Here is a 24,221-nt window from a genome sequence, read left to right on the forward strand (position 1 = left end):
TTATAACAAACCACGCTAGCAAATTTGGAGAATATAGTGGGGATGACCGAGACGGATCGGGAAATTTATTTGCGGAAAACGGAAAAACACCCTGCCGATCAGCTCAACCATAACACTAAAAAAATCAATACCTTTATTTTCATTGCGATATACCCTTAATGATTATGAACGATTTTGATACTATTCTTCAAGAGCTGTTGAAATTTAGAAACGAGCGTGATTGGGAACAATTCCACAACCCAAAAGACCTGGCCCTCGCTATCAATGTGGAAGCAGGGGAATTACTTGAATTATTCCTTTGGAAGAATGCGGCGGATGCGAAAACGGAAAAAGTCAGGGAAGAGCTGGCCGATGTAATGCTGTATTCGTTTCTGTTGGCAGAGCGATATGGGTTTGATTTGAAGGAGATTATGCTTGAAAAAATTGCTAAAAATGGTGAAAAATACCCTGTAGAAAAGGCAAAGGGTACTGCGAAAAAGTATAATGAGTTATGAGTAATACAACTCGATTCCATATTCAGGAATTCCCTTTTAATAAAGACATACTGAATAGACTCGATGAAATCCATTTTTCAAGAGACCACTGGCCAGTCATATATATTCTGACTGGAGACGGATATGCTTATGTAGGTGAAACCAAAGACCTGTTCACCAGACTAAGCAAACACCTCACCCACAGCCTTAAGAAAAAACTCACCAATATATATATTATATCCAGTCATCTTTTCCATAAATCAGCAACGCTGGATATCGAAGCTAATCTGATAAAATACCTGAGCGGCGACCAGCAATTCAAGTTGCTAAATGCCAATATTGGATTAGAAGAACATAATTTCTTCCAAAAACAGGAGGTGTATCAACCTTTATTTGAATCTATCTGGAAAAAATTAATAAAGCTTGGCATAGCTGTTAACTCCACCAACTTTATTAAAAACGAGGATATCTTTAAATATTCTCCCTACAAAGAATTGAGTACTGATCAGGCAAAGAGCCTGCTAGGTATCATGAAAAATCTACTGAACGACAAAAATAGAAATACTATTGTAGATGGAAGACCAGGTACAGGCAAAACAATCCTTGCAATTTTTCTCTTCAAATTAATGCATACTGATATCGAGGCATTCAATTTTGCCAGTTTTGGCTCAGAGGAATTGGAGTTTATTGAAACTGTCAAATCACTCAAGCAAAAATACCCTTCTCCCAAAATGGCATTGGTCATCCCTGTAACGTCATTTCGGGGAACTATTGAAAAAGTATTTCACCAGATCGAAGGATTAGATCGTTCAATGGTCGTTGGTCCAACTGCAATTACAAAGAAGAAATATGACATTGTCTTTGTGGATGAATCACATCGCCTTCGCAATGGTCCCTCAGGTGCATATCGAACAGATTTTGAAACAGGCTGTAAAAAATTGGAACTAGATCCGCTCAATTCCACAGAATTAGACTGGTTTCTACATAATGCCCAAACCAAAAAACTGGTATTATTCTACGATTCAAATCAACGGGTTAGGTCAACTGACGTATTACCTGAAGACTTCCTGTTGTTAGCTTCGCAAAAGGATATTACCAGTAATTATACTCTGACAAGTCAAATGCGATTAAAGGGAGGTGTCAAGTATGTCAATTATGTACATAACCTATTAAAATGCTCACTCAAACCAGCCACTGCTATATTCGCTTCCAGCGATTATGATTTTCAATTATTTGAGTCCATAGATGAGTTTGTAGCAAAAATCAAGAGTAGAGAGAAAGAAAAAAAATTAAGCAGATTATCAGCAGGCTATGCATGGGCTTGGGTATCTAAAAAAGATCCTGCTAAATTTGACATCCTAATTGAGGGTTTTAAACTTAAATGGAACAGTCAATTAAAAGACTGGATAAATTCAAAAAATGCGATCAACGAAGTGGGTTGTATCCATACAGTTCAGGGATATGACCTCAATTATGCTGGTGTCATCTTTGGAAACGAAATCACATACGATAAATCCAAAAATGAAATTGTAGTTAGACAGGAACATTATCATGATAGTAATGGAGGGCGAAAAATTGAAAGCACTGTAATCCTGAAAGAATTTATAATCAACATCTATTTAACGCTTTTACAAAGAGGTATACTTGGTACATATGTATACGTGTGCGATCCTGCTTTAAGAGATTATTTCTCCAGGCACATAAAAAAAGCGGTTAAGCTACATCCAATATCTTTAAAAACCAGAAAAGTGCAAGTGAAGTAATCCCATTGCAGGAAAATCTCTTTACAGGATTGTGAATGATCCCCTATAATCATAACAAACTAATGCCTCCTCGAAGGTGCACTTCTGGTATAAGGCCTTACGTAAGTACCATTCTTTCTATAGTAACCATTTACATGTACTGAACCACCGCTACTTCCAGACGAAGAAGGCGATGATCTTGCCGGAGTTGTAATCTCTTTATTTGGCAGGTAATCCTTCAACCATAAAGAATAATTATTATCCTGTTGTACAGTCAATTCTGCTGGTATTGACGGATGCCAAACCTTCTTAAACTTAAATTTCCTGTTGTAAGCATATCCATGATGACTACCATAATATAGCTTTATATACTTATGACGATGTGCCGTCCTGGTATATAAAGTATTATTTGCTGGAACAAATAATACTGGTTGCGAAGTTGTATCATCAGTAGCATACAAATAAAAGCCGACTGAATTATTACATTCCTCATAGCCTATATAATTGTCATATCTTGGTACACTGTTACAGCCCACTATAGCTAAGCATAAAATAATGATAAAGCATCTCATATTCTTGCAATTTAAAAAAAGGAGAGTTAATACCCTCCTTTTATCACATTCAGGAAATCGATAAAGGCCTCACTAAAATTTTCAGCAGCCTCATAATTACTAAACTCATATTCCTCGTGCACACCTGCTGCCGTTCGCAAGGTGATCGCACCATACCTTACAATCGGGATCTGGAAATTATCCCTGAACCGTTTGTCCGGAGCGCCGTTCTTATTAACCTTGTCCCAGGTATGGTCTATGACCTTCGCATCAGGTGGCACGGCCCCTCTTTCAATGAACCTCACAGGCAGGAACTTAAACTGTAATTCTTTCAGGTCGATTATGCCAAACCGGTCTTTCGTATCGTACATGATGATAAATCCAGGGTAGCAATACAAATCTGCGCCATTGGCATTCTTGAACCACAGCGGTTCAAAATTGGAATGAATATCTTCAATAGGTTTTATCCCTATTTTTACTTCTTTCTTATCCACCACTGTAGAAGCTGCGGACCTAGTCACCCTCCTGTTTTCAGCAACAGCGCTGGTCACATCCCATATTTTATGCGATTGCGATAGCCGTTTGAAGGCTGTTGTGACAGACTCATATTTCTGCAGGATGTCAGCATCAAAAGAAATATCCAGTTCCATCCGGCTTTTCACCAACTCCTGATTGATTTCGTCAATAGCCGTTTGTTGAGCAGCGATTCTTTCTTTGATCCCTTGTGAAATGGATCTTACAAACAGCCCATAGAGAAAAACATAACTCAGCGTGAGCTTAGTTTTCGAACCCTTCAATGCCAGTCCTATTTGCTGCAAGTCATGTTGCAATTCTTTTCTTTGCTGATGTGCCGATAAGATAGTATCCTTCACACCCTGCATATCCTGGTTCGTAATTTCTGTAGGAGCGACGCTGAAGATATTGCCTTGTGGGGTGGTAGTTACAGGAACATGATGCGGTACAGGTGAAGCCGGTTTTGCCCCAGGCAATGCTGGCTTATTCGCACCTGCAGGCAATGCAGGCTTCGACGACACCTTATGTCTCCCTAACACAGAATTCACATAAGTACCATCATGCCCAAATGTAACACTCGCGCCTTTTACACCTATATTAGTACTAATACCTTTTCTACTAATATTTAAATGAACACCAGGAATGATTTTGATTCGTTTTCGATAGGTCCATGCCATAAAAAAGAATTTAAAAATTACTTACAAGCACAATAAGACCTATCCACATACGTCTTATTCCCATTCTTATTCAAATAATAACAACCTCCTCTCGGGCCTACATTCAACTTATGTCCATTATAAGTACAATCCATAGGGTTGCAGGCTAACATAGATACCAGTAATGCAGTACAGAACAATAATCGTTTCATCTGGGTTAAATAATTAAAATTTAAATGGGGATAAATAGGACAGGTTCCTTATTGAATCTTAGGTCAAATCATTAATATCCGCTTTAGGAGCACATTTTTTCACAGCAGCAATGCCATTATCACGTCCGGCAGCTGTAGTATAGCTTTCACTTTTCCCTATTTTTAGCCCATTACCAGCTGTCAAAACAAACGTATAGGTAGGCGTATCCTTTTTCACATACTTATTATCCAAAGGCGCATTTTCCTTCACTGACTTTATACCATTTTCAGCACCTTGTTTACTAATATACCCTTCGCTGGATAAAATAATCTCACCATTTCCTGCTTTTAAGTGGAAGTAAAACTCACCACTGGATTTAAAAAGATCAAATTGGGGATTTGCCATATTATATTGTTTTTAGTTTAATAATCTTTTACAACTCTAAACCCAACATCACTCAATCGCTCATCCGGCCGTTCCGCACGTTTACTACTCACCGTCAACGCTCCCACTTCACTATCATACGCACCTCCCTTCACCACCTTCTTCGTCTGCGCCGAATCCGCCCAATCCTCGCACCACTCCGCCACATTCCCACTCATATCATAAATTCCCCACGCATTCGCCTTCCTATGCCCTACAAACGCTGGCTTCACCCTATTATACACCGCCACCGTTCCCGCCGAAGTCCCACCACTATAAATCGTACTTCCCCCCGCCAGTGCCGCCGCCTGCCACTCCATCTCACTCGGCAATCTTCCTTTCACAAATGCACAATACGCCTTCGCCTCCTCCCACGTCACATTCCTCACCGGCATAGAATCAACAGAATGAATGGGCTGCTCAGGGAATACCTTATGTGTAAGCATGCAATACTCCCTGTAAGCAGCCACTGTCACTTCTATATTACTGATACAAATAGGCAACCCTTGTACATGCACATATTCCTGCTTCAAAATCAACCGTTGGCACCACCACATATAAATTAAATACCACAAAAAAACTGTCATCCCCATCACACACAAGAATGTACATATCCTTAACAACCGCCCTCTCGCCACCCGCTTCCTTCTCACAATCTTCTCTTTCAATGACCTCGCTATCTCCTCCGGATTCTTCTTCCAATCCACATATACCATATGCTTCGACAATCCACCCACCTCCGTATCATCTAATCTCAACTGCAAAACATTCCCCTGTGGAAACTGCGCCAATGCCATTTGTTGCTCTATACCAGACCAATATTTATTCACACAAAACTTACTCGTTATCAACAACACATACTTCGTCCGTTTCCCATATGCATCCATGGTCAGGTTAATCAAATGCTTTCCCCAATTATCCTTCACCTCTTTATAATAGTAATACCGAACATTCAATTGCTTCAACTCAGCCGCAATCATATCCGCCACATATGTATCTTCTTCCGCCACCGAAATGGCTACATCAATTGTCTTCATATCCTCCCCTCCTTCACCAATTGCCAATAATACATCCCCAACGGCGTCAACCTGCACTTCCCACTATTCATCGCCGCCCAATACATATATTCCTCATTCACCGGCTCCACCAACCCCACCCCCTGCATCCTCCGCAATACCTTAAACACCCTGATATGCTCCGAATCCGCCCCCTCTACCGTATACTCATAACTAGGATCCAACGGCATCTCATAAGCTACCTCCGGAAAATAACTCCTCAGTAACCTCAAATCACCTAAATCTAATGGTGGCTTCACTTTACGTAAATTCAACGACCGCGTAATATTCGCCTTAAACACGGGTCGCTGTTGCCACCCTCCCAATCCTCTATCTATATAACTATAAATATTCCCCGCCGTCACATCCCCCACTATATCCGCTGCACCACCATGCAATGCCTTCAACAACAAACTTGTAAACACCCCCATCCCTCCTACCTCCTTCGATTTCTCCGTATCTCCGCTGGAGGCCAATATCACCACTCCTTTCCCCAGCACCGCCATCCCATTCCCCATCAAACCTGGCGTTCCCATTGCGCCTGCATGACAACAATCCAGTATGATTACCTTCTGCATGGCCTTTGAAGTCGCCGCCATCATCAGGATATCATCCATAGAAATCCCCTCATCATACCGCTGAAAATCCGGCGTCACGATGTACCCTCCCATCTCATTCACCATCCCATGTCCTGAAAAATAAAATAAATGAATCTCATCATCCCCGCTGAATAGCTCCAGCAACCGGGATCTGATAGCTGCTTTGCTATGACCTTTGGTCATCAACATGACCTCAAAATTAGGGGCACCATCTTCATTGGAACTTAATACCTCTCCAATACTGGTCGCATCATTCACACAACCATATAACCTCGCACTGCCCGGATAATCATTAATACCGACAACCAATGCTCTTCTCATATGTTAGGGGATTTAAAGGGATTCAACATTTCCCCCCAAAGGTTGTTGTTATATCCATAGGAAAAAACCTGTACCACAGGGGAAAAATCCCCTTTTTTAAAAAACCGGGTAGATTTTAAAACTGAGAAGAATTTTTGTACCAGAAAAGAATTTTTGAAACCAGTCATGAATTTTAATACCAGTAAGGAATTTTTAACACCCAGGGGGAATTCCCTCCACCACCATAGGATTTTTCCCCTATTTGCTTTTCGTTGATTTTTGAAGGCTAAGGAAACTATAGCTTCGCAACTGTAAACGGTTTACACAAGCATCTTTATTTCCTTAACACCAAAAAACTTTGTTCATTATGCAACAACACGTCACAGTAAAACCTCTACCTTTCTTCTATGTCGGACAATCCATCACCAATGACCGCATCAGCAGTTTCAAGACACAAAAACATCCCCTCCTCACACAGGCAATTGGTAAACCCGATACTTGTTCCGTATGGTATTCAAAAGAACATTTCGTAAAATTGCTGGAAGAAATCGAGTTTGCAGGTGGCGACGGCATCCGTATCAGCTTTGGTACGTATGAAGCGGGTCACCAATACGAGGGACAAACTTGCCTTTTATTCAATACTACGAGAGCAACTGAAGTTGGCGGCGCCATCACCCACACGAACGTAATTCTGGAAAACGAACCAGACTTTGCAGACCGCTCTGCACAGGAAAGAGACATTATTCACTTCCCGGGAGAAGATCCTATCGTCAAAGACTTTAACCTGGGTTCACCCTGCCCACCATTCTGCAATGATGGCGGACCAAAATAAGATACACTAAATGTACAGATTGTTAAATCATCGGTTTTTATATCTTATTCCACTATTGCTTAGCGCCATTTTTAGTCTGAAGGCCTTCAGACTAAAATGGCCTAAGCCTTATAGACTGTATGCATGCATGGTCATTCTCTCTCTGCTCACAGAGATCCTGGCCCTTGCCTGGAAATGGGAACTATACAAATGGGGATCCTATCATTTTTCCCAGAACAATTTCTGGATCTACAATTGTTTTCTCATCATCCGGTTTGGCCTGCTATCGGCTATTTTTAACCTGACATTATACCGTAATAAACTATTACCCCTTATTACGGGCATCATCTTTTTGTTTGGAATACTGGACTACGCCTTCATCCATGGGCCGCTTCAGTTTAACACCTATAGCATGATTCTCACCCATATTTGTATCATCACATTATGTCTATTGTATTTCCGGCAACTATTGCAGGAGCCTGGCGTTATCTCTATACAAAAAGAACCCTTATTCTGGATGGCAATCAGCATCTTCTTTTATCATGCTGTGTCTTTGCCATTCTTAATTATGTTGGGGTTCTTCAACATGCAAGACTATCGGCTGACTGTCTTATTTTTTCCTATTAATGAAGCCCTTAACTTCTTATTGTGCTCCTGTTATTTAATAAGCTTTTTATGGAAACCTCAATATTCGCAACCTCTCTGACAATCATTATATCCACTTTACTCGTTCTGGGACTCTGTACCGCCGTCGTATATTTTCTCTTCCTCTATCAGAAAAAGAAATTCCGACACCAACAGGAGCTCATTGAAATGCGCGAGCAATTTAATCATGTATTGCTGCAATCAAGACTCGCTATCCAGGAACAAACGTTGGATCATATCAGTAAGGAGTTGCACGCCAACTTCAGTCACCTCGTGTCGTTGATCAATATCAATCTCCAGGAAATTCTGCCACAGGCTCCCGCAAATCAACGGGAAAACATCCTCGAAACAAAATCGCTGGCCAAGCAACTGATGAGTGAGCTAAAAGCCCTATCGGCCAACTTAAACACAGATCATATTATCCACATCGGCTTTGTCAAAGCACTGGAAAATGAACTGAACCGGCTGGCTAAAACGAAGAAATACGAAGTGGTCATCACCAAAGCTGGGGAGGAATATCGTATCTTACCTGAACACGAAATCATCCTCTTCCGCCTCTGCCAGGAAGTACTCAACAATACCGTGAAGTATGCAAAAGCATCTGAAGTCACTGCTTCAATCAATTTTTCAAAAGAGCAGTTTGTACTCATCATTACGGACAATGGCACTGGGTTCAACGTACAGGATGCCCTAGAAAACAGCGGAGATAAACAAAGTACCGGTTTGTTGAATATGCACAAAAGAGCCTCGCTGATCAATGCAGAACTCATCATCACCAGCCGCAATGGTGGCGGTACCGTCGTGCTCATTACGATTCCTCAACCCCAGATCCTTAAATCTATTCAAGAATGAGTAAAATCCAAATAGCCCTCGTAGACGACCATAACCTGTTTCGCAAAGGCCTGATCAAACTGATCAACATGGGAGATACACAACAGCGGTATCATATCCTTTTTGAAGCAGACAACGGCAACCAACTCAAAGAGAAAATGAGAACACCGCCATTTCCTGATATCATTCTCATGGATATCGATATGCCGGAAGTGGATGGCTTTGAAGCGGTAGAATGGCTGCAACGTACACATGGCGATGTAAAGGTATTGGTCATGACCATGCTGGAATCTGAAACAGCGATCTTGCGGATGCTACGCATGGGGGTGAAAGGGTATATTCATAAAGATATCGAGGTAGAAGAACTCACGGCTGCATTGGAGTCTATTGCGGCTAATGGATTTTATTATTCTAACGCAGCTTCTGAGGTATTGCATCAAAACCTGAATGGATTAGATCGATCAAATAATACAGCTATACATTTATCTGAGAATGAAAGGGAGTTTATTAAATGGGTAGCTACGGATATGACTTATCAACAGATAGCGGATAAGATGAATCTGAGTGTGAAGACGATTGATGGGTATAGGGAGGCGCTATTCAGGAAATTAGGTGTAAGGACCAGGGTAACGCTGGCGCTGTATGCGGTGAAGCATGGGTTGGTAGAGTTGTAACCCACAATATTTAGCAAATTATTAGTAATGGGGTAAATGCCCCATTACTAATCTTTATCCACATCCTAATTATAAAAGAAAGTACTTATGCTTATTGACACCCCAATCACTTCACATCTCCTATCTTAGGAAAAATCTGTATCAAAAACCTCTGATTATCCGGCTCAAACGGCAACCGCCCAATCCCTCCCCATCCATTCCCTGCCACCTGCAAATCCACCAATTCCTCATACTCCTTCGCCTCAAAATCAATCCCCTTCGCTTTCCAATAATTCTTCAACGCCAGTGCCCGCTGATAACTCAACTCATAATTATGCGCCTCCTGTCCCGTCCTGGAAGCATACCCCGCTATCACCACCACATACGACACCCGCTTTAACCGCTCATCCGACGACCGCTCCTGTTTTAAATGATCAATGATTGACTTCAACTTCAACCCCGCCTGATCTATATGATTGATCGTCTCCTGATAGTTCTCCAACTGATCAGGCGTTAACTGATACTGGTTATTCCCAAACTTCACATCAAACGCTAACTTAAATCGCTTATACTGCTCCTCATAAATAAATAATGAAGACTCGGCCTTCAAGGGGCGCAAATTCTCTTCCACTGTCTCTATGATCTTCAATTTATTTGCCTGCAACTGAATCGTAGAATTCAACCGTACATAAGTAAGAATATACAATACCAGCATAATAAAAAATAAACTGGTCATCAAATCCGTATAACTCGGCCAGAAAGCATCAGATTTTGCTGTATTCATCTTGACGCTGTTTTTTTACCTAACAATTTTGTAACCGTACGACTCAACCTCACAGACAATGAATCTTCTGATGACCGTTTGATCAGATTTAACTCTGCCAGCATTTTCGCAAATTGTTCATTAAACCCTTCAAACCGATCTATATGATCATTCCCCTGACTCTTGATATCTACCAAATGACGATTCATCAACTCCAATTGCCCTAACTTCTCCAGGTGCTTCCACTTCTCATAATAGCTATCCTTCATCTGATCAATCTCCTTCAACGTGATCTGCTGAATTTCTATCATCCGCTCCTGGGTGAAGTCCTTCAGCATCTGTAAGCTATTATCCAGGGTATTATTCACACCATTCACCGCCTTGGTGATCAACTGATGACTATCATCCAACGAACTATAATGATGTTGCAAAAATTGCATCAACTCCCGGTTCTGACTAAATACCGTCACAATATTATCTCCCACTACATGCAACTCGTCCGTACGCGTCATGACCTGGCTGATCTTTTCTGCGAACGTTCGCGTACTCCCTACCAATTCGCTGATATTCGACACATACTTATTAAACGCTTTGAACTGCTCCATAGAGGTTTGCAATTCCTGCAGAATAACCACATTCGCATTCGCAAAATTGACCACATCCATATTATTCAGTGTATCCAATATCCGCTCCTGTGCCTGAATAGTCGTCACATGTTTTCCCATCGCTCCACTTAATTGATGAATACTGGTCTTAAACTCTTCATTAAATTTATGCAGGTTATTCTGTAGTGAATACAAGGTGGAATTAATATTCTGGTTCAATAAAGGCATGAGATCCGTCTGAATAAAAGTGTAAAACTCATTCCTACTATCTTCTACCATTCGCTTAGCCCGCTTAAAGAAAAAGCTATTCCCCGCCAGGGTACACTGCAATCCCGCAAAGCTCGCGATCATTGCTATTTTCACCCCCCCCAGCAATAATTGGATAGCTTGACCTGCCACACCAGGGTCGGCAGCCAGACTTTCCCCTGAGATCTGTATTAATCCCAGTACAATCCCCATAAAAGTACCCAACAACCCAAGATACAAAGGCAATGATACTGACTGCTGAATATCATTTTCAATTACAGCAACATTTCGCTCCACCATATCTTTAATCAGGTGAAAATCTGAAGCAACACCTCTGTTCCTAACCAGGTAAGTATTGATATTACGCACGATCTTGTCTGTCACCAGATTTCCCTGGCCTTTTTTAAATACCAGGTCAATATTGACGATCTCTTCACCCAACTCATCACTCGCCATGATATACTTATTAATATTGTCCAGCAATTCATTGGGATGTAATTGAAAAAGTGACTTGGCCAGCCCCACATTAATTACTTCAAACTCGTCACGGGATGGGAAGATCTGCTCAAATAACCGAACCCGGCTCAGCGTCCTGAAAAATACGACCGCCTGCAAACCTATAATAAAGATGACTCCCAGAATTTCAAAAGCCTGCACACTATTCATATCTTATAACAGCTTTAGCTTTAATGATCCATTTATCATTTTCCAGGAAAGCGACTCCCTGTTTGCGGGTAATAATATTCCGGGTACCGGGAATTGGAAGATTCTCCTCATCACAAGCTGGTTTGATATAGCTTTCAATGACCTTTATAATATCATTGATGCTGGCACCAGTCGTATGCAATTCAAATCTGGCCTCCGTCCCGCCAGGTTGCAGGTAAAACTTATATACCGTGTTTTCCCTGTGATTGGAACGTGCGCTGGAAGGGAAACTATTGCCCGTAGGACCAGTCATATAAAAAGTACCCCCAGCAGATTCTTCAGGAATAACAGGGTTGTTCATAGTAACCACACGAGGTGCAGGCTGCTGTAACTTTTCAACATGTTCTTTAAGGGTAGCGTATTCATCCTGTATACTTTTCAGAACAGGACTATAAGCTATCAATCGTTCTACTTCTGTCGGAGTAATGCCAGCAGGGCTTTTAGCTTTCTCCCAATCCAGCGGCATCCCCATTTTATTCAACTTTCTTTCAATACCCCACAACCGACGGTGTATATTACTATTAGCGGTAAAAACATAAATACCCATACCAATTATTAATAACATAGACAGGCATGATGCCCACGTCTGCCAGTCAGTACCTGCCTCAGTGACTTCAGGAGGTGGAATCTGTATGGGCACTGGTAAAGGCGCTGTATCGACCGCAGATGTGATCAGATTTGTATCTACCACCGCTTCCTTTGTTGGTGAACTATCTTCGTCAGCAGCTGTTGTTTCTTCCTTTTTCACTGGTACAGCTACAATCTTTTCTACCGGCGCGGGTACAATCTTCTTCTTTGCCGCAGGTACAACCTTCTTCTCTACCGGCGCGGATACTACCTTTTTATCTACCGCGTGTATTACCTTCTTCTCCGGCGTGTGTACCACCTTTTTATCTCCTGCGTGTGCCCCCTTTTTATCAGCCGCAGCTACAACTTTTTTCTCTGACGCATGTACCTCCTTCCCTTTTTTCACCTCCTCTTTCTTTTTAGGCATCACTGCCTTCGGAGAATTTTGTTGCCCAACCCCATCCTGAAAAAAACATATAAATATCAATAACGTGATTATTCCTTTCATGATTTTACAAGGTTGTTTAGATGATAAATTTTATAGGCCAGCCTATTCATAGCTCCTATCAATGGATAAAAAAACAAGGTTTCTTCAAGGTCAATATTGACATTCCCCGCCAGCTCCTTCAATTTCTCTGAGATCCCACTCTGTAAGTCATTCCTTACCTTATCTTTTAATAACTTTTTATATTGTTCAAAACGGCCAGGGTTCACTCCAAAATGCTGGTAGTAATTAAACTGCCTATCCCATTCAAAGAACTTATCTACAAACTGACTCACTGCATTACATACATCCTGTATCAACTGCTCATCATTCAACTGACTATAACGAAGCGAAGTACCAGGAATCAATGACTGCTGTGCGCCACCGACTAACACAGTTCCGATCTGCTTTTCCAACTTATGAAAAAGAGTAAAGTCAGTACATTCCAATCCACCTTTACAGGTGATTTCTTTAGATTTATCATTAAACCTAAATTCTATCTCCGGAGCATGTATCTCAAATACATCAGAGAATATAATCCTTGTAAATTCATTTAAGGTTTCCAGATTACCACCATCAGTTAATTTTACCAACCTGGCCCCATTGCCACTGAAGGTAATGTACTCCGGCACTTCCATCCCCTTCGCTTTCATCAATTGAGCAATGTGGTAGATAATCGCACCATAAAAGAAAACCAACACCAGCTTCAATTCACTTTCCTCTGCCAGCATCTTCGAGAAGGACAGCGTAATGCCTTTATCTTTCAATGTTTTATTATCTTCCAACGAAAAGAAAAACTCTATCAACTCAATTGAGTTAGAATTTTGATTCTTTAAAGTTTCCAGTACCGTACTTAGGTTATTCGCAGTAATATTCTTCAGTGAATCACTGATACTTGCTTCAAACCGTTGTACAAATCCATTCGAATTAGCATTGCTTCCATATCCATCCCCGAAAATGGCATTTGCTGCAAACTTGAATGAAGTCAACAGAATTGGATTTTCTCCCTTATAAGCTACAATATCAGTTGTACCGCCACCAATGTCGATATTGACAGCACTCCTGTCATGCGCTCTTACATTCTCCTTATGATAATAGTAATAGAATGGTGCAAATGATTCCGACATGCTATGGAGCTTATTAGCCTCTCCGAAGTAACGTTTATAATAATCCTTCCAGGAAGTATCCAGCAGCATTCGCCTGTTCACCGTCATACTAGTAGGGTAGAACCATACAATCTCTGTAGCGGCAAGATCCCCTCCATTCAGCAAAACTTTATTTCTGATCATCAACAACAGTTGTTTCATGAACGCCCTCGTTCTCCGCTCAAACCGTTTCTGGTTATTAAATACACCCCATTTCAAATTGGAAGTGATTTCTCCACCATAAACAATACTCTCTTTTAAATACCCAAATGGAATATTGAGGTCTGCAAGTGCAAAATTGGCTTCATCCGGGTTAAAGGAGCCATTGTCGTAAATCACTGTACGTTGTGGAAAACGGTACTGTTTTCCTGGCCCGATTGTAAATGGCAAAAACTCTTCTCTTACAATATCAGTCAGTGCAATAGCCCCCAGTCCTAATCGTGCCACTTTCAATGCTGCCAACGTTCTGTCATCTGGCGCATACAAGGTGCCAACCTGTATATCCTTTTCTGTTATATCAAAAGGTCTGGGTGATTCATTCCCTATTTTATATTCGATATGCGTATTCGTTGTTCCAAAATCAATCGCGAACTTAAATACCTTGCCCGCAGCCTGTTGTTGCACAAATAATGGTATCAACAATGCCCTGGCAGTAGTATTCACTATTTCTATATAATCAAAGTTCTGCTCCAGGATATTATACAGCGTAGTGACACCCTCTTTCTTATGCTTATGACTACGTTGCCGGGGAGCGAGCTTGTTGATTGCTTCCGAAGGCTGATCTGCATTGTAAAAGTTGAGTGTATAATTATTATGCTTCGTCAGCACCTGTAGATCCCTGTCCACCAACATCACCCTGTAATGTGGATTGACCCTTGGATCGGATATCTTTAAAAATGGATAGACGGCTATTGTAAACTGATGCTCTACAATAATCCCCTGGTTATTGGCTTCATCCGGCTGTTGTATTTTATCGCTGAACTGGTTCACCAGGTAAATCCGTGACATCTCTATATATCGGTTATTCCGGATAGGAATTCTCAATATCACCTTCACCCCACCAGGCATTTGCATCATCTCAAAGCGATTTTTCCCATCCGATACATTCCCCTTCAGGTCTTCCACTTTGAAATACCTGAAAAACTCCTTCTTAATAGGCAATGCATATCCATGATCACTTTCTCCCGAACGGATCGTATAATTTCCCCCAAAGAATTTATCCGTATCCAATGGATACGGCAATCTTACCAGGTATGGTTCCAGGAAGTCACTCACCGTCAAATAAGGGTATTTCACATGCCCCTGGTTCGGCAACATCCTTTCTGATACCGGGTTAGGATCATATGCCGGCACCTTTCGATGATAATCTTTTTGCCATATCCCTCCTGCAAATCGCAATGGTTCATTAAATGATTCCATAGGAAACACACACGGCATCGGCCCCTCTATTAACCTGGATGCATCCATCACAAAATCATTCTCATCAGAGGTATTTAACACACCATATTTCTTTGCCCGCAGGTGATGCCCTAATATTTCAGCATTATTCCCAGCTGCCTTTACTGATATTTTTTGATACTCCTTTTCATAAACCCCACCATCCAGATTGCGGATCATGTCCCGCAAATCATCACCCAGTAAAGAGAAACAACTCGCCATATAAGCATCCACATCCTGAAAAAGCCTTGAAAACTGTGGAAAACCAGCCTTGAATGAATACAGGTACTTAATAAAATCTCTGTCCCTTTTATGAAGCGGGCAATATTGATTATCGAATACCCTATCATTGGCAAACATGATATCCACAAATGATAGATCATTCGCAGAAGAAAAAAACAGGGTTGAAGGAGAAGTTCCTCCAATGATATTTATCATGTCAGGACCATTCTTATAATTAAGCAGGTAGAACTGTTTGACATGAGCAAAGTTAAAAGCGACCCTATCCTGTGAGATAAAGGTCTTTAACGTTTCTCCTAACAAACGGTGCCTGGGATCTTTGGATTTTAGAAGTTTGCCGAGGTCGCTATCTTCATTTATATCGATGTCATTGCCGACAGCACTGATCCCTGCATTCCATTCAATGATTTCAATTTTGTCAGCGAATGCTTCAATATTGAAAAAGATATTGGCTATGTCCAGGCAATCAGATACAATCTTATGATAGATGGTATTACCATCCAGGCTACCACTCAGGTTTACATTTCGGAAGGCCGTCCTTACCAGGTCCATTCTGGCAAATGGAGTAGGAATGGATGTGATCTGGGTATCGGCATTTGCACCGGCAGGGTCACTGATAGAGTTGATAAATGTGTCATGCAAATGACCTCCTGTTTCCTGCCAGCCCTCAATATTTTCAGAAGCACCTTTATGTAGGCGAAAGATTTTGCTCATAGCAGTTACAGGTTTATTTCTTTATTGATGATGACAGCGGTGGCATCAGAGAACAATGCCAGTAGTTTTCGGGTACTATTCAAATGATCTAATGGAGGTTCTGACTTCGACAATACTTTCAGAAAGTTGTCCACACCTGCAGCATTGAATATATCTTTCAGGACACTCTTTTTATTCACAACACCATTTACCAGGTTATAAAAATCCTTCCCACTCTTTTCTGTATCGAGGGCCGCAAAGCCTACATTGGAATATGCCATTTCATTTAACCATTCTGCATAATGCCTGTTAAATACGGTAATGGCCGAGCGATATCTACTATCCAATTCATCTATCGTCAGTTTATTATTCCCATGATTGGCCCATGCCTCTCCCTTCCTGCCCGCGAATTCTTCATAATGATGGTCCATAAAATTGCGGAAAAGACTTAACCTGGTCAATGGTTTGGCAATCAGGTCATAAGTCTGCCTGGATAGATCGGGGAAAGTAATATTCATACTCTCCTTGCCTAAGCCAAACTCAAAATATTTGGGACTGACAGCCTTCCTGTCATCGCTGACCTGTAGTTTATTGTCATCCATCGCCATAAAGTCGATAATACTTAATGCTGCGGCTAACTCTACAAAGTGTGCTTTATTCTTCTGTTCATTGGCACCATCAGCGCCTTTTTGATCATTGGTTACTTTATCACCTATATAATAAAGGGCGTTTACAGCACGAATGCTCTCTCCTGTCAGGTTATGTGCATAGTAGGACAACGCCGCCTTCGTTTTGGTGGTGAAAGAATTACTATCTATAGTTACACCATTGGCTTTATCCACACCGAAATATGGAAGTACAGTCACAGCGCCCACCCTGGCACGCTGTAAATAGTAATGCCTGGGAATAGGGGGAGCGGCATCGCGGATATTTTTTAACAATAAGGGAAAACCAGCTGCACCAGTACCGCCAAATATAGAACTCACAATGAATACTCTATCCTGCTCTTCAAAGCTGGAAGCAAACTTTCTAAAAAAAGGCGCATCTTTAAATTTATTCAGCACCACACTTCCAATATTAGGATTCCCCTTAAAGCCCACTTCCATATCGGCATCCAGGTTCGCCTTCGAAAACAATAAAGAGGCAAAGGCCTTATTACTTTTATCCAGTTCACTGTAGCCTATAAACTCCCTGAATCGTTGTTCCTTTACGCCATCTATGTCAAACTTAAAATTGTCAGAGAGATAACCGGCATCACCTAACTCATCCAGCGAGGAAATCATCGTTTTAAAAAAGTCACAACTATCAGAAGCTCCCTTTTCCCTGATTTCTTTATATGTCTTCAGTAGTTCAATAGTCCTGGTCAGGTCACCATTCGATGTATCAGGATCTATGATGATGGGAACAATGGCATCGGTATTTTTAATCTGTACACCAGCGGCCATGAGCATGGTCAATGCCTTTACAACACGAGACCCGGTACCTCCTATTGCAAACAGGAATAGTTTAGCCATGGTTAGAAGGGGATTTTTTTGTTATAAATACTTTTCCATTTAATAAGGAGGGATAAAAGAACAGACCATACGACAGAGTAAATTGCGGCTGTAATACCAAATCCTATGCAGTCACCATTGTGAAAACTGAGTTGTTCGCAGTACCGATGATTGACAAGGTCTCTATTTGAACCTACATAAGCAATCAGAAAAATGATAAATGCACCTACCATGATATTACCCAACCACCATCCCACCTGGTTAAATGGGTGGCGGTTGAGCAATCCATAATAATAATTGAACAGGATCACCACATTTACGAAAATAAGTGCGAGAAATACAAAGTTATAAGCAGATTGCCGGGACATAGTTTGACAATCGACGTCAAGTCCGCGCAAATGTTCTCCCAGTCCACCGGAAGAAGAATATAATCCGACTGCTTCAAAGAGGGCAGGTAAAATGTCCATGATAATTGTGGTTTATTTAGTTCCTGATAGAAATTGGAGGAATAGGTATTGTGAACAGATGAGTTGTGTTACTGGCTTTATAGGCCTGTGAGACGCCACTCATCAGTTGTCTGAATCCGAATGTCTGGTGTTGTTGCAGGCTGTCTGAAGGGTTTTTATCATCCTCATTTCCTGTTTGAATGATCCAGGGTGGAAGCTCATATCTGAGGCCGATTTTTAAAATATGATGGGATTGCAAATGATCCGTTTTCAGTGTGAGGGTATGGAGAATACCGGTATCTTTTTTAACACTCACCACAGAAAATTTATCATTGACAGTATAGTTATTCACATCCATCAAATAATCTTCCTGGTACCCTAGCCGGCTAAGATCTGCATTAAAGGAAAACTGGAATACGCCTTTATTAGCTTCTGCCCCTGTTAATGCCATCCGGCATGCGGGTTTTGCAAATTCAAAATTGCCTTTCTTATTATAGTAAGTCATCGCAGCATACACCGAATCAGTGGGATCATTCGCTGACAAACAATAACTAGCTTCATAGCCTGGATAACTTTTAAAATCTATAGCCTGGAGTAATGCAGTCAGGTTTTCTTTTTTTCCAAATAAGAGCAGGTAGTAGGGTCTGTTGATATTATTGACCTTCATGGGCTTTCCGCCATTGGATTCAGCATAATATATTCCGGAAAAAGAGGAGTTATATTTAATTACAATAGTCGATATCTTCCCTTCAGCTTTAAACTTATTGGACATGAAAATTTTCATCTCTGCTTCAGCAAGTGAGCTATTTCCTCCTTTATCAGAGAAGATGCAATCAGATACCAGGATACTTACTTTTTCCCCCATTTGAGTGGTACAGGAATCTATCACCTGTGGTAATAGCGAAGAGCCATTGGAGGGACATAATGATTTCAGGGTACCTGGGTTAAGATTCATTACTGACTTTACCAGGGGAATATTAGTTGGTGGCTGGAAAGGACAGATATGCCCACTAATAAAGAATAATTGAGGTTCCTTTTTTAGTTGAGCCGGGATATCGCTGATAAAGTTAATAAGGACTTTTTTGAAGTTGGCATTGTTTCCCAGGTAACCGGCCATGCTACCAGAGTTTTCGATGTAGATGTTATAATCCACATTGGGGGCAGTTTGTTTTTGAGGGCCGCATTTATATTGGATAGCTTCATCCCCTCCACATCCCCATAAAAATATCAATAAACAAACCAGGCGTTTTCCATGGGGCAGGGTATATGCATTCTTCATGTTGGGAATTTTATTATACCAGCAGTGTATGTCTCTTGTCTCAACAAAGGTGACATTAACCGGGGTAGGAAAAAACCTGGGGAGGGAGGGGATTTTTCCGGTATTTACATCCACCAGCAGTTAGCAATCCAGTAATAGTTTAGCTTTACTTCATTCACCAACAAATTCGCTATGTTATGAATTACGGACAACCAATGATCGTAATTGGATTTATAATCCTCCTGATCGCACTGAATGTTTCCATCGTTCGATGGGTATTGCGTATTAACGACATCATTTTCTACCTCGACAAAATCAATGAGAAGCTGGCAAGAATGGAGCAATCCAAAGAACGCTCTCAAGAGTAATAAAGCATGAGACTATTTACCTTTTTCACAGCAGCCTTACTATTCATTGCAACAATTAAATTGCCAATAGGGTTTTACACCGCTCTGCGCATATTGGTATTTATCTGCTCAATATTGTTAATCAGGTCATCCTACCAGGATAGCCTGACTAACTGGGTGATCCTCTTTTTGGTAATAGCGGTTCTATTCAATCCAATTCTTCCTGTTTATCTATATAAAAAGAGTATTTGGATACCTATTGATGTAATAGCAGGCATATTGTTTTTGGCGAAAGGTCTATTTTGGCGGCGAAACATTAAATAAATATATTTCAACATATTACCCCCTCAACATATTGCAATGAGAATCTCCGAACGTTTTAATCTGAATAAAGTACAACCACAGTTAGACTTTGTTGATGTAGACACTAATACAGATACTCCATTATTTCTCGATCCGTTCTTTCTTAGCCTACGAACTGACAATTGGTCAATTGAAGCATCTAAAACAATTAGAAGCTTTTTCCAACAAGTATTAGACTTAATCGGGAAAAATCAAATCCAAGATGCGAAAAAATTATTCATTCATTTACAGGAACCAAATTCTACTTGTCTTGGATTATCCAAGAATCAACCGCAAGGAAGGGGAGTTGGGAAAACTGACACAGATGACATCTTTAATAGCATTGTCAATAGTAGGGCCATACAATCTGGACTAATTAAAGATTTAGAAGATAGTGTACTATTTGTAGAAGGATTTGGGAAAGACAAGTTATCCGATATGACAACAAATATAATTAAGCAAAGCTTAATTGAATATACCAAGTGTCAATGTATACTTCATGAAATACCGTTGACTCCAGATATTCCTACTGGATTTTATTGGAACAGGGGCGAAACATGTTGGGAACAAGTTCGTACTGATGCATTAATTATCGAGGGAAGACCAATATTATTAGTACCCAAAGGAGTAGTATCCTTCTGTGCAGATTATACTCCTCAGGAATACTATAGCCATTTCGTTTTAAATTTCATGAGAAATGAACAGCTTCTTCTCAATACCGCACTAGTCCAAAAGAGGAAAGATAACACTCTTTATGTAACCAAAAAGTCTGTCAAAGAAAAATTCCCAATTTCAAAAGATTTCTTAGCTGATTTCTCAAGAAAGCATCCCGACGTTCTAAAAGACTTTAAAAAACAAACTAGTACTGACTCTTTAACCAATGAAGATCTTAACCCTGGAATAAACCTAGCTGATCTGATCAATGCGCTATCTAAATCCTTACAAAATTTACCGGCAGGGAACAACGATGCTAGCAACTATCACCGATTAATGAAAGGAATACTAGAATTATTATTTTATCCTCATTTGATTAATCCTTCTTTAGAAACAGAAATTCATGATGGAAGGAAAAGGATCGATATCACATTTGACAATGCCGCTACTGATGGTATATTTTTCAGATTATCAAACAATATGAATCTTCCGAGTCAGTTTATTATGATAGAGTGTAAAAACTATTCATCCGACCCAGCCAATCCGGAATTGGATCAATTAGCTGGTCGATTTTCACCTAATAGAGGCAAGGTAGGATTTTTGGTTTGTCGGTCCATTGAGGAAATGGAACGCTTTATTGCAAGATGCCAAGATACTTATAGGGATGAAAGGGGCCTTATTGTCCCTATTGTAGATGTAGATATAATCAGATTACTTTCTAGTTTTGTTAACCCTGATTCTGATTACATGGAAAAATTTCTCAGCGACAGGATAAGAACAATAGCCACCAATTAAGGTGGCTATTGTCATATTAATTTTACCATAAGCAATTATAAAACTTTTCACCACACCACCACCGTTCTATTCCCCGCCTCCGGATACCTCAAACTCTCTCCCCCCGCTATTTCCACCTTTATATAATATTCAAAATCTGTTTTCTTCTCCCCCACATGCACTTTATACACATTCGCTCCCTCACGCTCCACTGCTTCCGAAGAAAACGCCTTCCCACCCAATTCCTTCCAATACAACTTTACCCCTTTCACTGCTTTCCCCGACAATACCCTCACCCTAAAATCCAAACTCTCCCCTGCATTCAACATCGTCCGCTTCGTCGTCACCACTACCCTTGCAGGCCCTTTATACTCCTTCGATAACACAAGCGGAGGTACACCACCCCTCGCCGCCGCTATCAAACTATCATACCTCGTCAAGTACTGCATCCTTTGCATATTATGCTGCTCAATATTCGCTATCATCCCCATCTCGCCCGTCGTACTCACTGTCTGCAACAACGCTGTCATCATCTCCTCCCAAACTCCTGCCGTACTATCTCTTAATACCAGCAAACTATCTCCTAATTCTTTCTTCCCAGGCAAAAGTTTTGCAATCGTATCCATCTCCCCTAACAAGCATCCCACTTTTGAAATAGCCCTCGCATAATAAAACGTATGCAACCAATACTGGTAGTTAGCCACCTGGCTGGGAGTATGCACCAACTTCCCACACTTCTCAAACTCACTAATAAAATCATATCCTTTTACCACTGAATCCCACGGCACTTTATTGGCAATAATCAAACCCGGTCCTTTTATTCCCCAGATAGTGGCTCTTGGAAAGTTAGCCGTATAATCCGTCACTTCCGGACTCACTGGCGCAGCACCATCAAATCGCTGAAAAATAGTAGAAGCCATCTTTGCCGCATCCTTTCCAAATTGCAAAGTCGCCCATTCATCATACAAATCACCCACCGGGTAATCCCGCTTATCTGCCGGCACTTCTTTATCATAAGTATTCGCTTCCCATCCAGCCTTCGCCAATGCCATAAAGTTTGGCGAAATATTCCGCGTCCGCCAATGAATACCCATCAATCCTGTGCAGCCATATTTAAATGCATCCTGCGCATCCTTCCTCGTCCTGCCTGCCCAAAACTGCGGACATATTAATGCCGGATCATCCTCCATCCACGTAATCTCCCACTTGGGTCTTTCAGTAACAGTCGCAAATGCAGGTTCTACAGGCGTATATCCCTGTTGCCTGTTAATTACACTAAAAGGCATTTCCTTCGGCAATAACTGATCAAACTCCGCCCTGTTCCGGGAAGGGCCTAACACCCATCCACAGGTAGCCAATGTAAACGGTGCCTTTACCGCCTTTGCAGCTGCCACCGCACTCAATAGATCTTTCTTTACAAAATCAGTTTCTCCCGGCCGCTCACCTGACCAGGTCCAGTCTTCCGGTGTCCAAAACCAATAATAATCTAATGGATAAGTCGCCTTAATCCTGGAAAACATCCCTTCGTACAATGCTTGTCTGATAGAATCCTGGCTCGCTTTGGGCAAGGTCCGCTTCACCTCATTAGGAATTGTCAACGCTGTTTCTGTACCCACACAGGTCTTCACACCTAATTCCTTTGCCAGGGAAAAGGCCCCATTCAATACACTCCCCACCTTATTAAAAATATGGATATTCTCCTCCGGCGTATGCGGCCAGTTAGATACCCCTTTCATATAATCCGCGCCATAGTTATCCGTCTCGAATAACTGCGCGGCACCGAAATTAAAAGCAGAAGTTTTCTTAGGATAGTAATCCCATGTACTGTCGTTTGTATTCGCATGCAGTACAGGATATGCATTATTTACATGACCTGTAGCAGGATCAAACTGCTCCTTTGTTCCTATCCACACCACAGGTTCAGGTTTGTACCATCCTCTGAATACGCCCACACTAGGATATGTATGGAATCCGATAAAGTTCATTCCCATCTTTGGCAACTGTCCAATGATGGCTTTATAATCATCTTCATTCCACCAATCCGGCCCTTCCGGAAAATCATGAAATGGTTGTATCCCCCTTAATGCAAATGCGGGTGCATAGGTTTTATTAAACCCACTTAACTGGATTTGATTAATACGGGTATCCGGGATAATATCATCATCCAGTGCAAAACCAATCCCGGTAGATTCCAGGAATTTATACGCACCATATAGCGTGGCAATCTCTGATCCTCCCACTATTATCAACTTGCGATCGGATACAGACAGTAACTGGTAGGCATCCCCTTTCAGCTGCTGATTAATTCGTTGATCTTTTATCGTCACCGCATCAATCGTCCCTACCCAGATACTATTATCAGCATCGGTATTACTCACGCGGGGCAACTCCCCTGTTCTGACATAGATATATCGCTGCAGCTCTTTAATGGCTAACAATGTGGCACCACTCGCCTGCTTGCTATGAACGATTACAGGTACTTTAGAAAAACAGGGATACAGCTGTAATAGTAAAACGATCAGTACTATATATCTCATTGAATAAAATGGTTCTTAATAACAGTGAAATCAAACCCTCA

The 24,221-nt window shown here is 41.2% G+C and carries 22 protein-coding genes; 8 read left to right on the top strand and 14 right to left on the bottom strand.

Features of this window, described 5'->3' with window-relative positions:
* The first annotated feature begins 164 nt into the window (after positions 1-164).
* Positions 165-494, top strand: coding sequence for a nucleotide pyrophosphohydrolase (locus tag SIO70_RS00115; protein WP_320578294.1), 330 nt, complete (start codon positions 165-167; stop codon positions 492-494).
* Complete coding sequence (locus SIO70_RS00120) at positions 491-2,236, top strand: DNA/RNA helicase domain-containing protein (RefSeq protein ID WP_320578296.1); 1,746 nt, start codon at positions 491-493, stop codon at positions 2,234-2,236. The genes SIO70_RS00115 and SIO70_RS00120 overlap by 4 nt, the downstream gene beginning before the upstream one ends.
* A gap of 59 nt (positions 2,237-2,295) precedes the next feature.
* On the opposite strand, the gene SIO70_RS00125 is transcribed toward SIO70_RS00120, so the two are convergent.
* The 6 genes from SIO70_RS00125 to SIO70_RS00150 are packed head-to-tail and all read right to left on the bottom strand — an operon-like array spanning position 2,296 to position 6,525.
* Positions 2,296-2,787, bottom strand: a complete 492-nt coding sequence (locus SIO70_RS00125; protein ID WP_320578298.1) for a hypothetical protein — start codon at positions 2,785-2,787, stop codon at positions 2,296-2,298.
* Positions 2,788-2,813: 26 nt separating this feature from the next.
* Positions 2,814-3,956: a DUF4236 domain-containing protein gene (locus SIO70_RS00130; RefSeq protein ID WP_320578301.1), complete on the bottom strand. Its 1,143-nt coding sequence runs from the start codon at positions 3,954-3,956 to the stop codon at positions 2,814-2,816.
* Positions 3,957-3,973: 17 nt separating this feature from the next.
* Positions 3,974-4,147, bottom strand: a complete 174-nt coding sequence (locus SIO70_RS00135) for a hypothetical protein (protein WP_320578303.1) — start codon at positions 4,145-4,147, stop codon at positions 3,974-3,976.
* A gap of 58 nt (positions 4,148-4,205) precedes the next feature.
* Entirely contained in the window at positions 4,206-4,532 is a 327-nt protein-coding gene (locus tag SIO70_RS00140; protein WP_320578305.1) for a YegP family protein, read from the bottom strand.
* A gap of 17 nt (positions 4,533-4,549) precedes the next feature.
* Positions 4,550-5,644 carry an SUMF1/EgtB/PvdO family nonheme iron enzyme gene (locus SIO70_RS00145; RefSeq protein WP_320578307.1) on the bottom strand — a complete coding sequence of 365 codons (1,095 nt, stop codon included), beginning with the start codon at positions 5,642-5,644 and terminating at the stop codon, positions 4,550-4,552.
* Entirely contained in the window at positions 5,584-6,525 is a 942-nt protein-coding gene (locus SIO70_RS00150; RefSeq protein WP_320578309.1) for a caspase family protein, read from the bottom strand. The genes SIO70_RS00145 and SIO70_RS00150 overlap by 61 nt, the downstream gene beginning before the upstream one ends.
* A 346-nt stretch (positions 6,526-6,871) precedes the next feature.
* On the opposite strand from SIO70_RS00150, the gene SIO70_RS00155 reads away from it, so the two are divergent.
* The 3 genes from SIO70_RS00155 (at position 6,872) to SIO70_RS00165 (ending at position 9,465) form a co-directional block, all read left to right on the top strand.
* Positions 6,872-7,336: a hypothetical protein gene (locus SIO70_RS00155; protein ID WP_320578311.1), complete on the top strand. Its 465-nt coding sequence runs from the start codon at positions 6,872-6,874 to the stop codon at positions 7,334-7,336.
* Positions 7,337-7,990: 654 nt separating this feature from the next.
* Entirely contained in the window at positions 7,991-8,812 is an 822-nt protein-coding gene (locus SIO70_RS00160) for a sensor histidine kinase (RefSeq protein ID WP_320578313.1), read from the top strand.
* Positions 8,809-9,465, top strand: a complete 657-nt coding sequence (locus SIO70_RS00165) for a response regulator transcription factor (protein WP_320578315.1) — start codon at positions 8,809-8,811, stop codon at positions 9,463-9,465. The genes SIO70_RS00160 and SIO70_RS00165 overlap by 4 nt, the downstream gene beginning before the upstream one ends.
* A 106-nt stretch (positions 9,466-9,571) precedes the next feature.
* Here SIO70_RS00165 and SIO70_RS00170 read toward each other — a convergent pair whose 3' ends face one another.
* From SIO70_RS00170 to SIO70_RS00200, 7 genes are read right to left on the bottom strand one after another with little or no spacing between them, the layout of a single operon-like run.
* Positions 9,572-10,228, bottom strand: coding sequence for an OmpA family protein (locus tag SIO70_RS00170; RefSeq protein WP_320578317.1), 657 nt, complete (start codon positions 10,226-10,228; stop codon positions 9,572-9,574).
* Positions 10,225-11,724, bottom strand: coding sequence for a hypothetical protein (locus SIO70_RS00175; RefSeq protein ID WP_320578319.1), 1,500 nt, complete (start codon positions 11,722-11,724; stop codon positions 10,225-10,227). Before SIO70_RS00175 ends, SIO70_RS00170 begins: the two co-directional genes overlap by 4 nt.
* Positions 11,717-12,838 carry a hypothetical protein gene (locus SIO70_RS00180; protein WP_320578321.1) on the bottom strand — a complete coding sequence of 374 codons (1,122 nt, stop codon included), beginning with the start codon at positions 12,836-12,838 and terminating at the stop codon, positions 11,717-11,719. Before SIO70_RS00180 ends, SIO70_RS00175 begins: the two co-directional genes overlap by 8 nt.
* Positions 12,835-16,350, bottom strand: coding sequence for a hypothetical protein (locus SIO70_RS00185; RefSeq protein ID WP_320578322.1), 3,516 nt, complete (start codon positions 16,348-16,350; stop codon positions 12,835-12,837). Before SIO70_RS00185 ends, SIO70_RS00180 begins: the two co-directional genes overlap by 4 nt.
* Before the next feature lie 5 nt (positions 16,351-16,355).
* Positions 16,356-17,843 (bottom strand): hypothetical protein, encoded by a 1,488-nt coding sequence (locus tag SIO70_RS00190; RefSeq protein WP_320578323.1) that lies wholly within the window; start codon positions 17,841-17,843, stop codon positions 16,356-16,358.
* 2 nt (positions 17,844-17,845) lie between these two features.
* A complete protein-coding gene (locus SIO70_RS00195; RefSeq protein ID WP_320578324.1) occupies positions 17,846-18,289 on the bottom strand; it encodes a hypothetical protein in 444 nt (147 codons plus the stop codon).
* Positions 18,290-18,305: 16 nt separating this feature from the next.
* Complete coding sequence (locus SIO70_RS00200) at positions 18,306-19,547, bottom strand: hypothetical protein (protein ID WP_320578325.1); 1,242 nt, start codon at positions 19,545-19,547, stop codon at positions 18,306-18,308.
* Positions 19,548-19,723: 176 nt separating this feature from the next.
* Here SIO70_RS00200 and SIO70_RS00205 point away from each other — a divergent pair, with 176 nt between their 5' ends.
* From SIO70_RS00205 to SIO70_RS00210, 3 genes are read left to right on the top strand one after another with little or no spacing between them, the layout of a single operon-like run.
* Positions 19,724-19,894: a hypothetical protein gene (locus SIO70_RS00205; protein ID WP_320578326.1), complete on the top strand. Its 171-nt coding sequence runs from the start codon at positions 19,724-19,726 to the stop codon at positions 19,892-19,894.
* 6 nt (positions 19,895-19,900) lie between these two features.
* Positions 19,901-20,197 carry a DUF6804 family protein gene (locus tag SIO70_RS33275; RefSeq protein ID WP_414017891.1) on the top strand — a complete coding sequence of 99 codons (297 nt, stop codon included), beginning with the start codon at positions 19,901-19,903 and terminating at the stop codon, positions 20,195-20,197.
* Positions 20,198-20,233: 36 nt separating this feature from the next.
* Positions 20,234-21,664, top strand: a complete 1,431-nt coding sequence (locus SIO70_RS00210; RefSeq protein WP_320578327.1) for a hypothetical protein — start codon at positions 20,234-20,236, stop codon at positions 21,662-21,664.
* Between the two features lie 47 nt (positions 21,665-21,711).
* On the opposite strand, the gene SIO70_RS00215 is transcribed toward SIO70_RS00210, so the two are convergent.
* On the bottom strand, positions 21,712-24,180 hold the full coding sequence (locus SIO70_RS00215) for an alpha-glucuronidase family glycosyl hydrolase (protein ID WP_320578329.1): 2,469 nt from the start codon (positions 24,178-24,180) through the stop codon (positions 21,712-21,714).
* Positions 24,181-24,221 lie beyond the last annotated feature (41 nt).

It is taken from the genome of Chitinophaga sancti, from assembly GCF_034087045.1.
GTDB lineage: Bacteria > Bacteroidota > Bacteroidia > Chitinophagales > Chitinophagaceae > Chitinophaga > Chitinophaga sancti_B.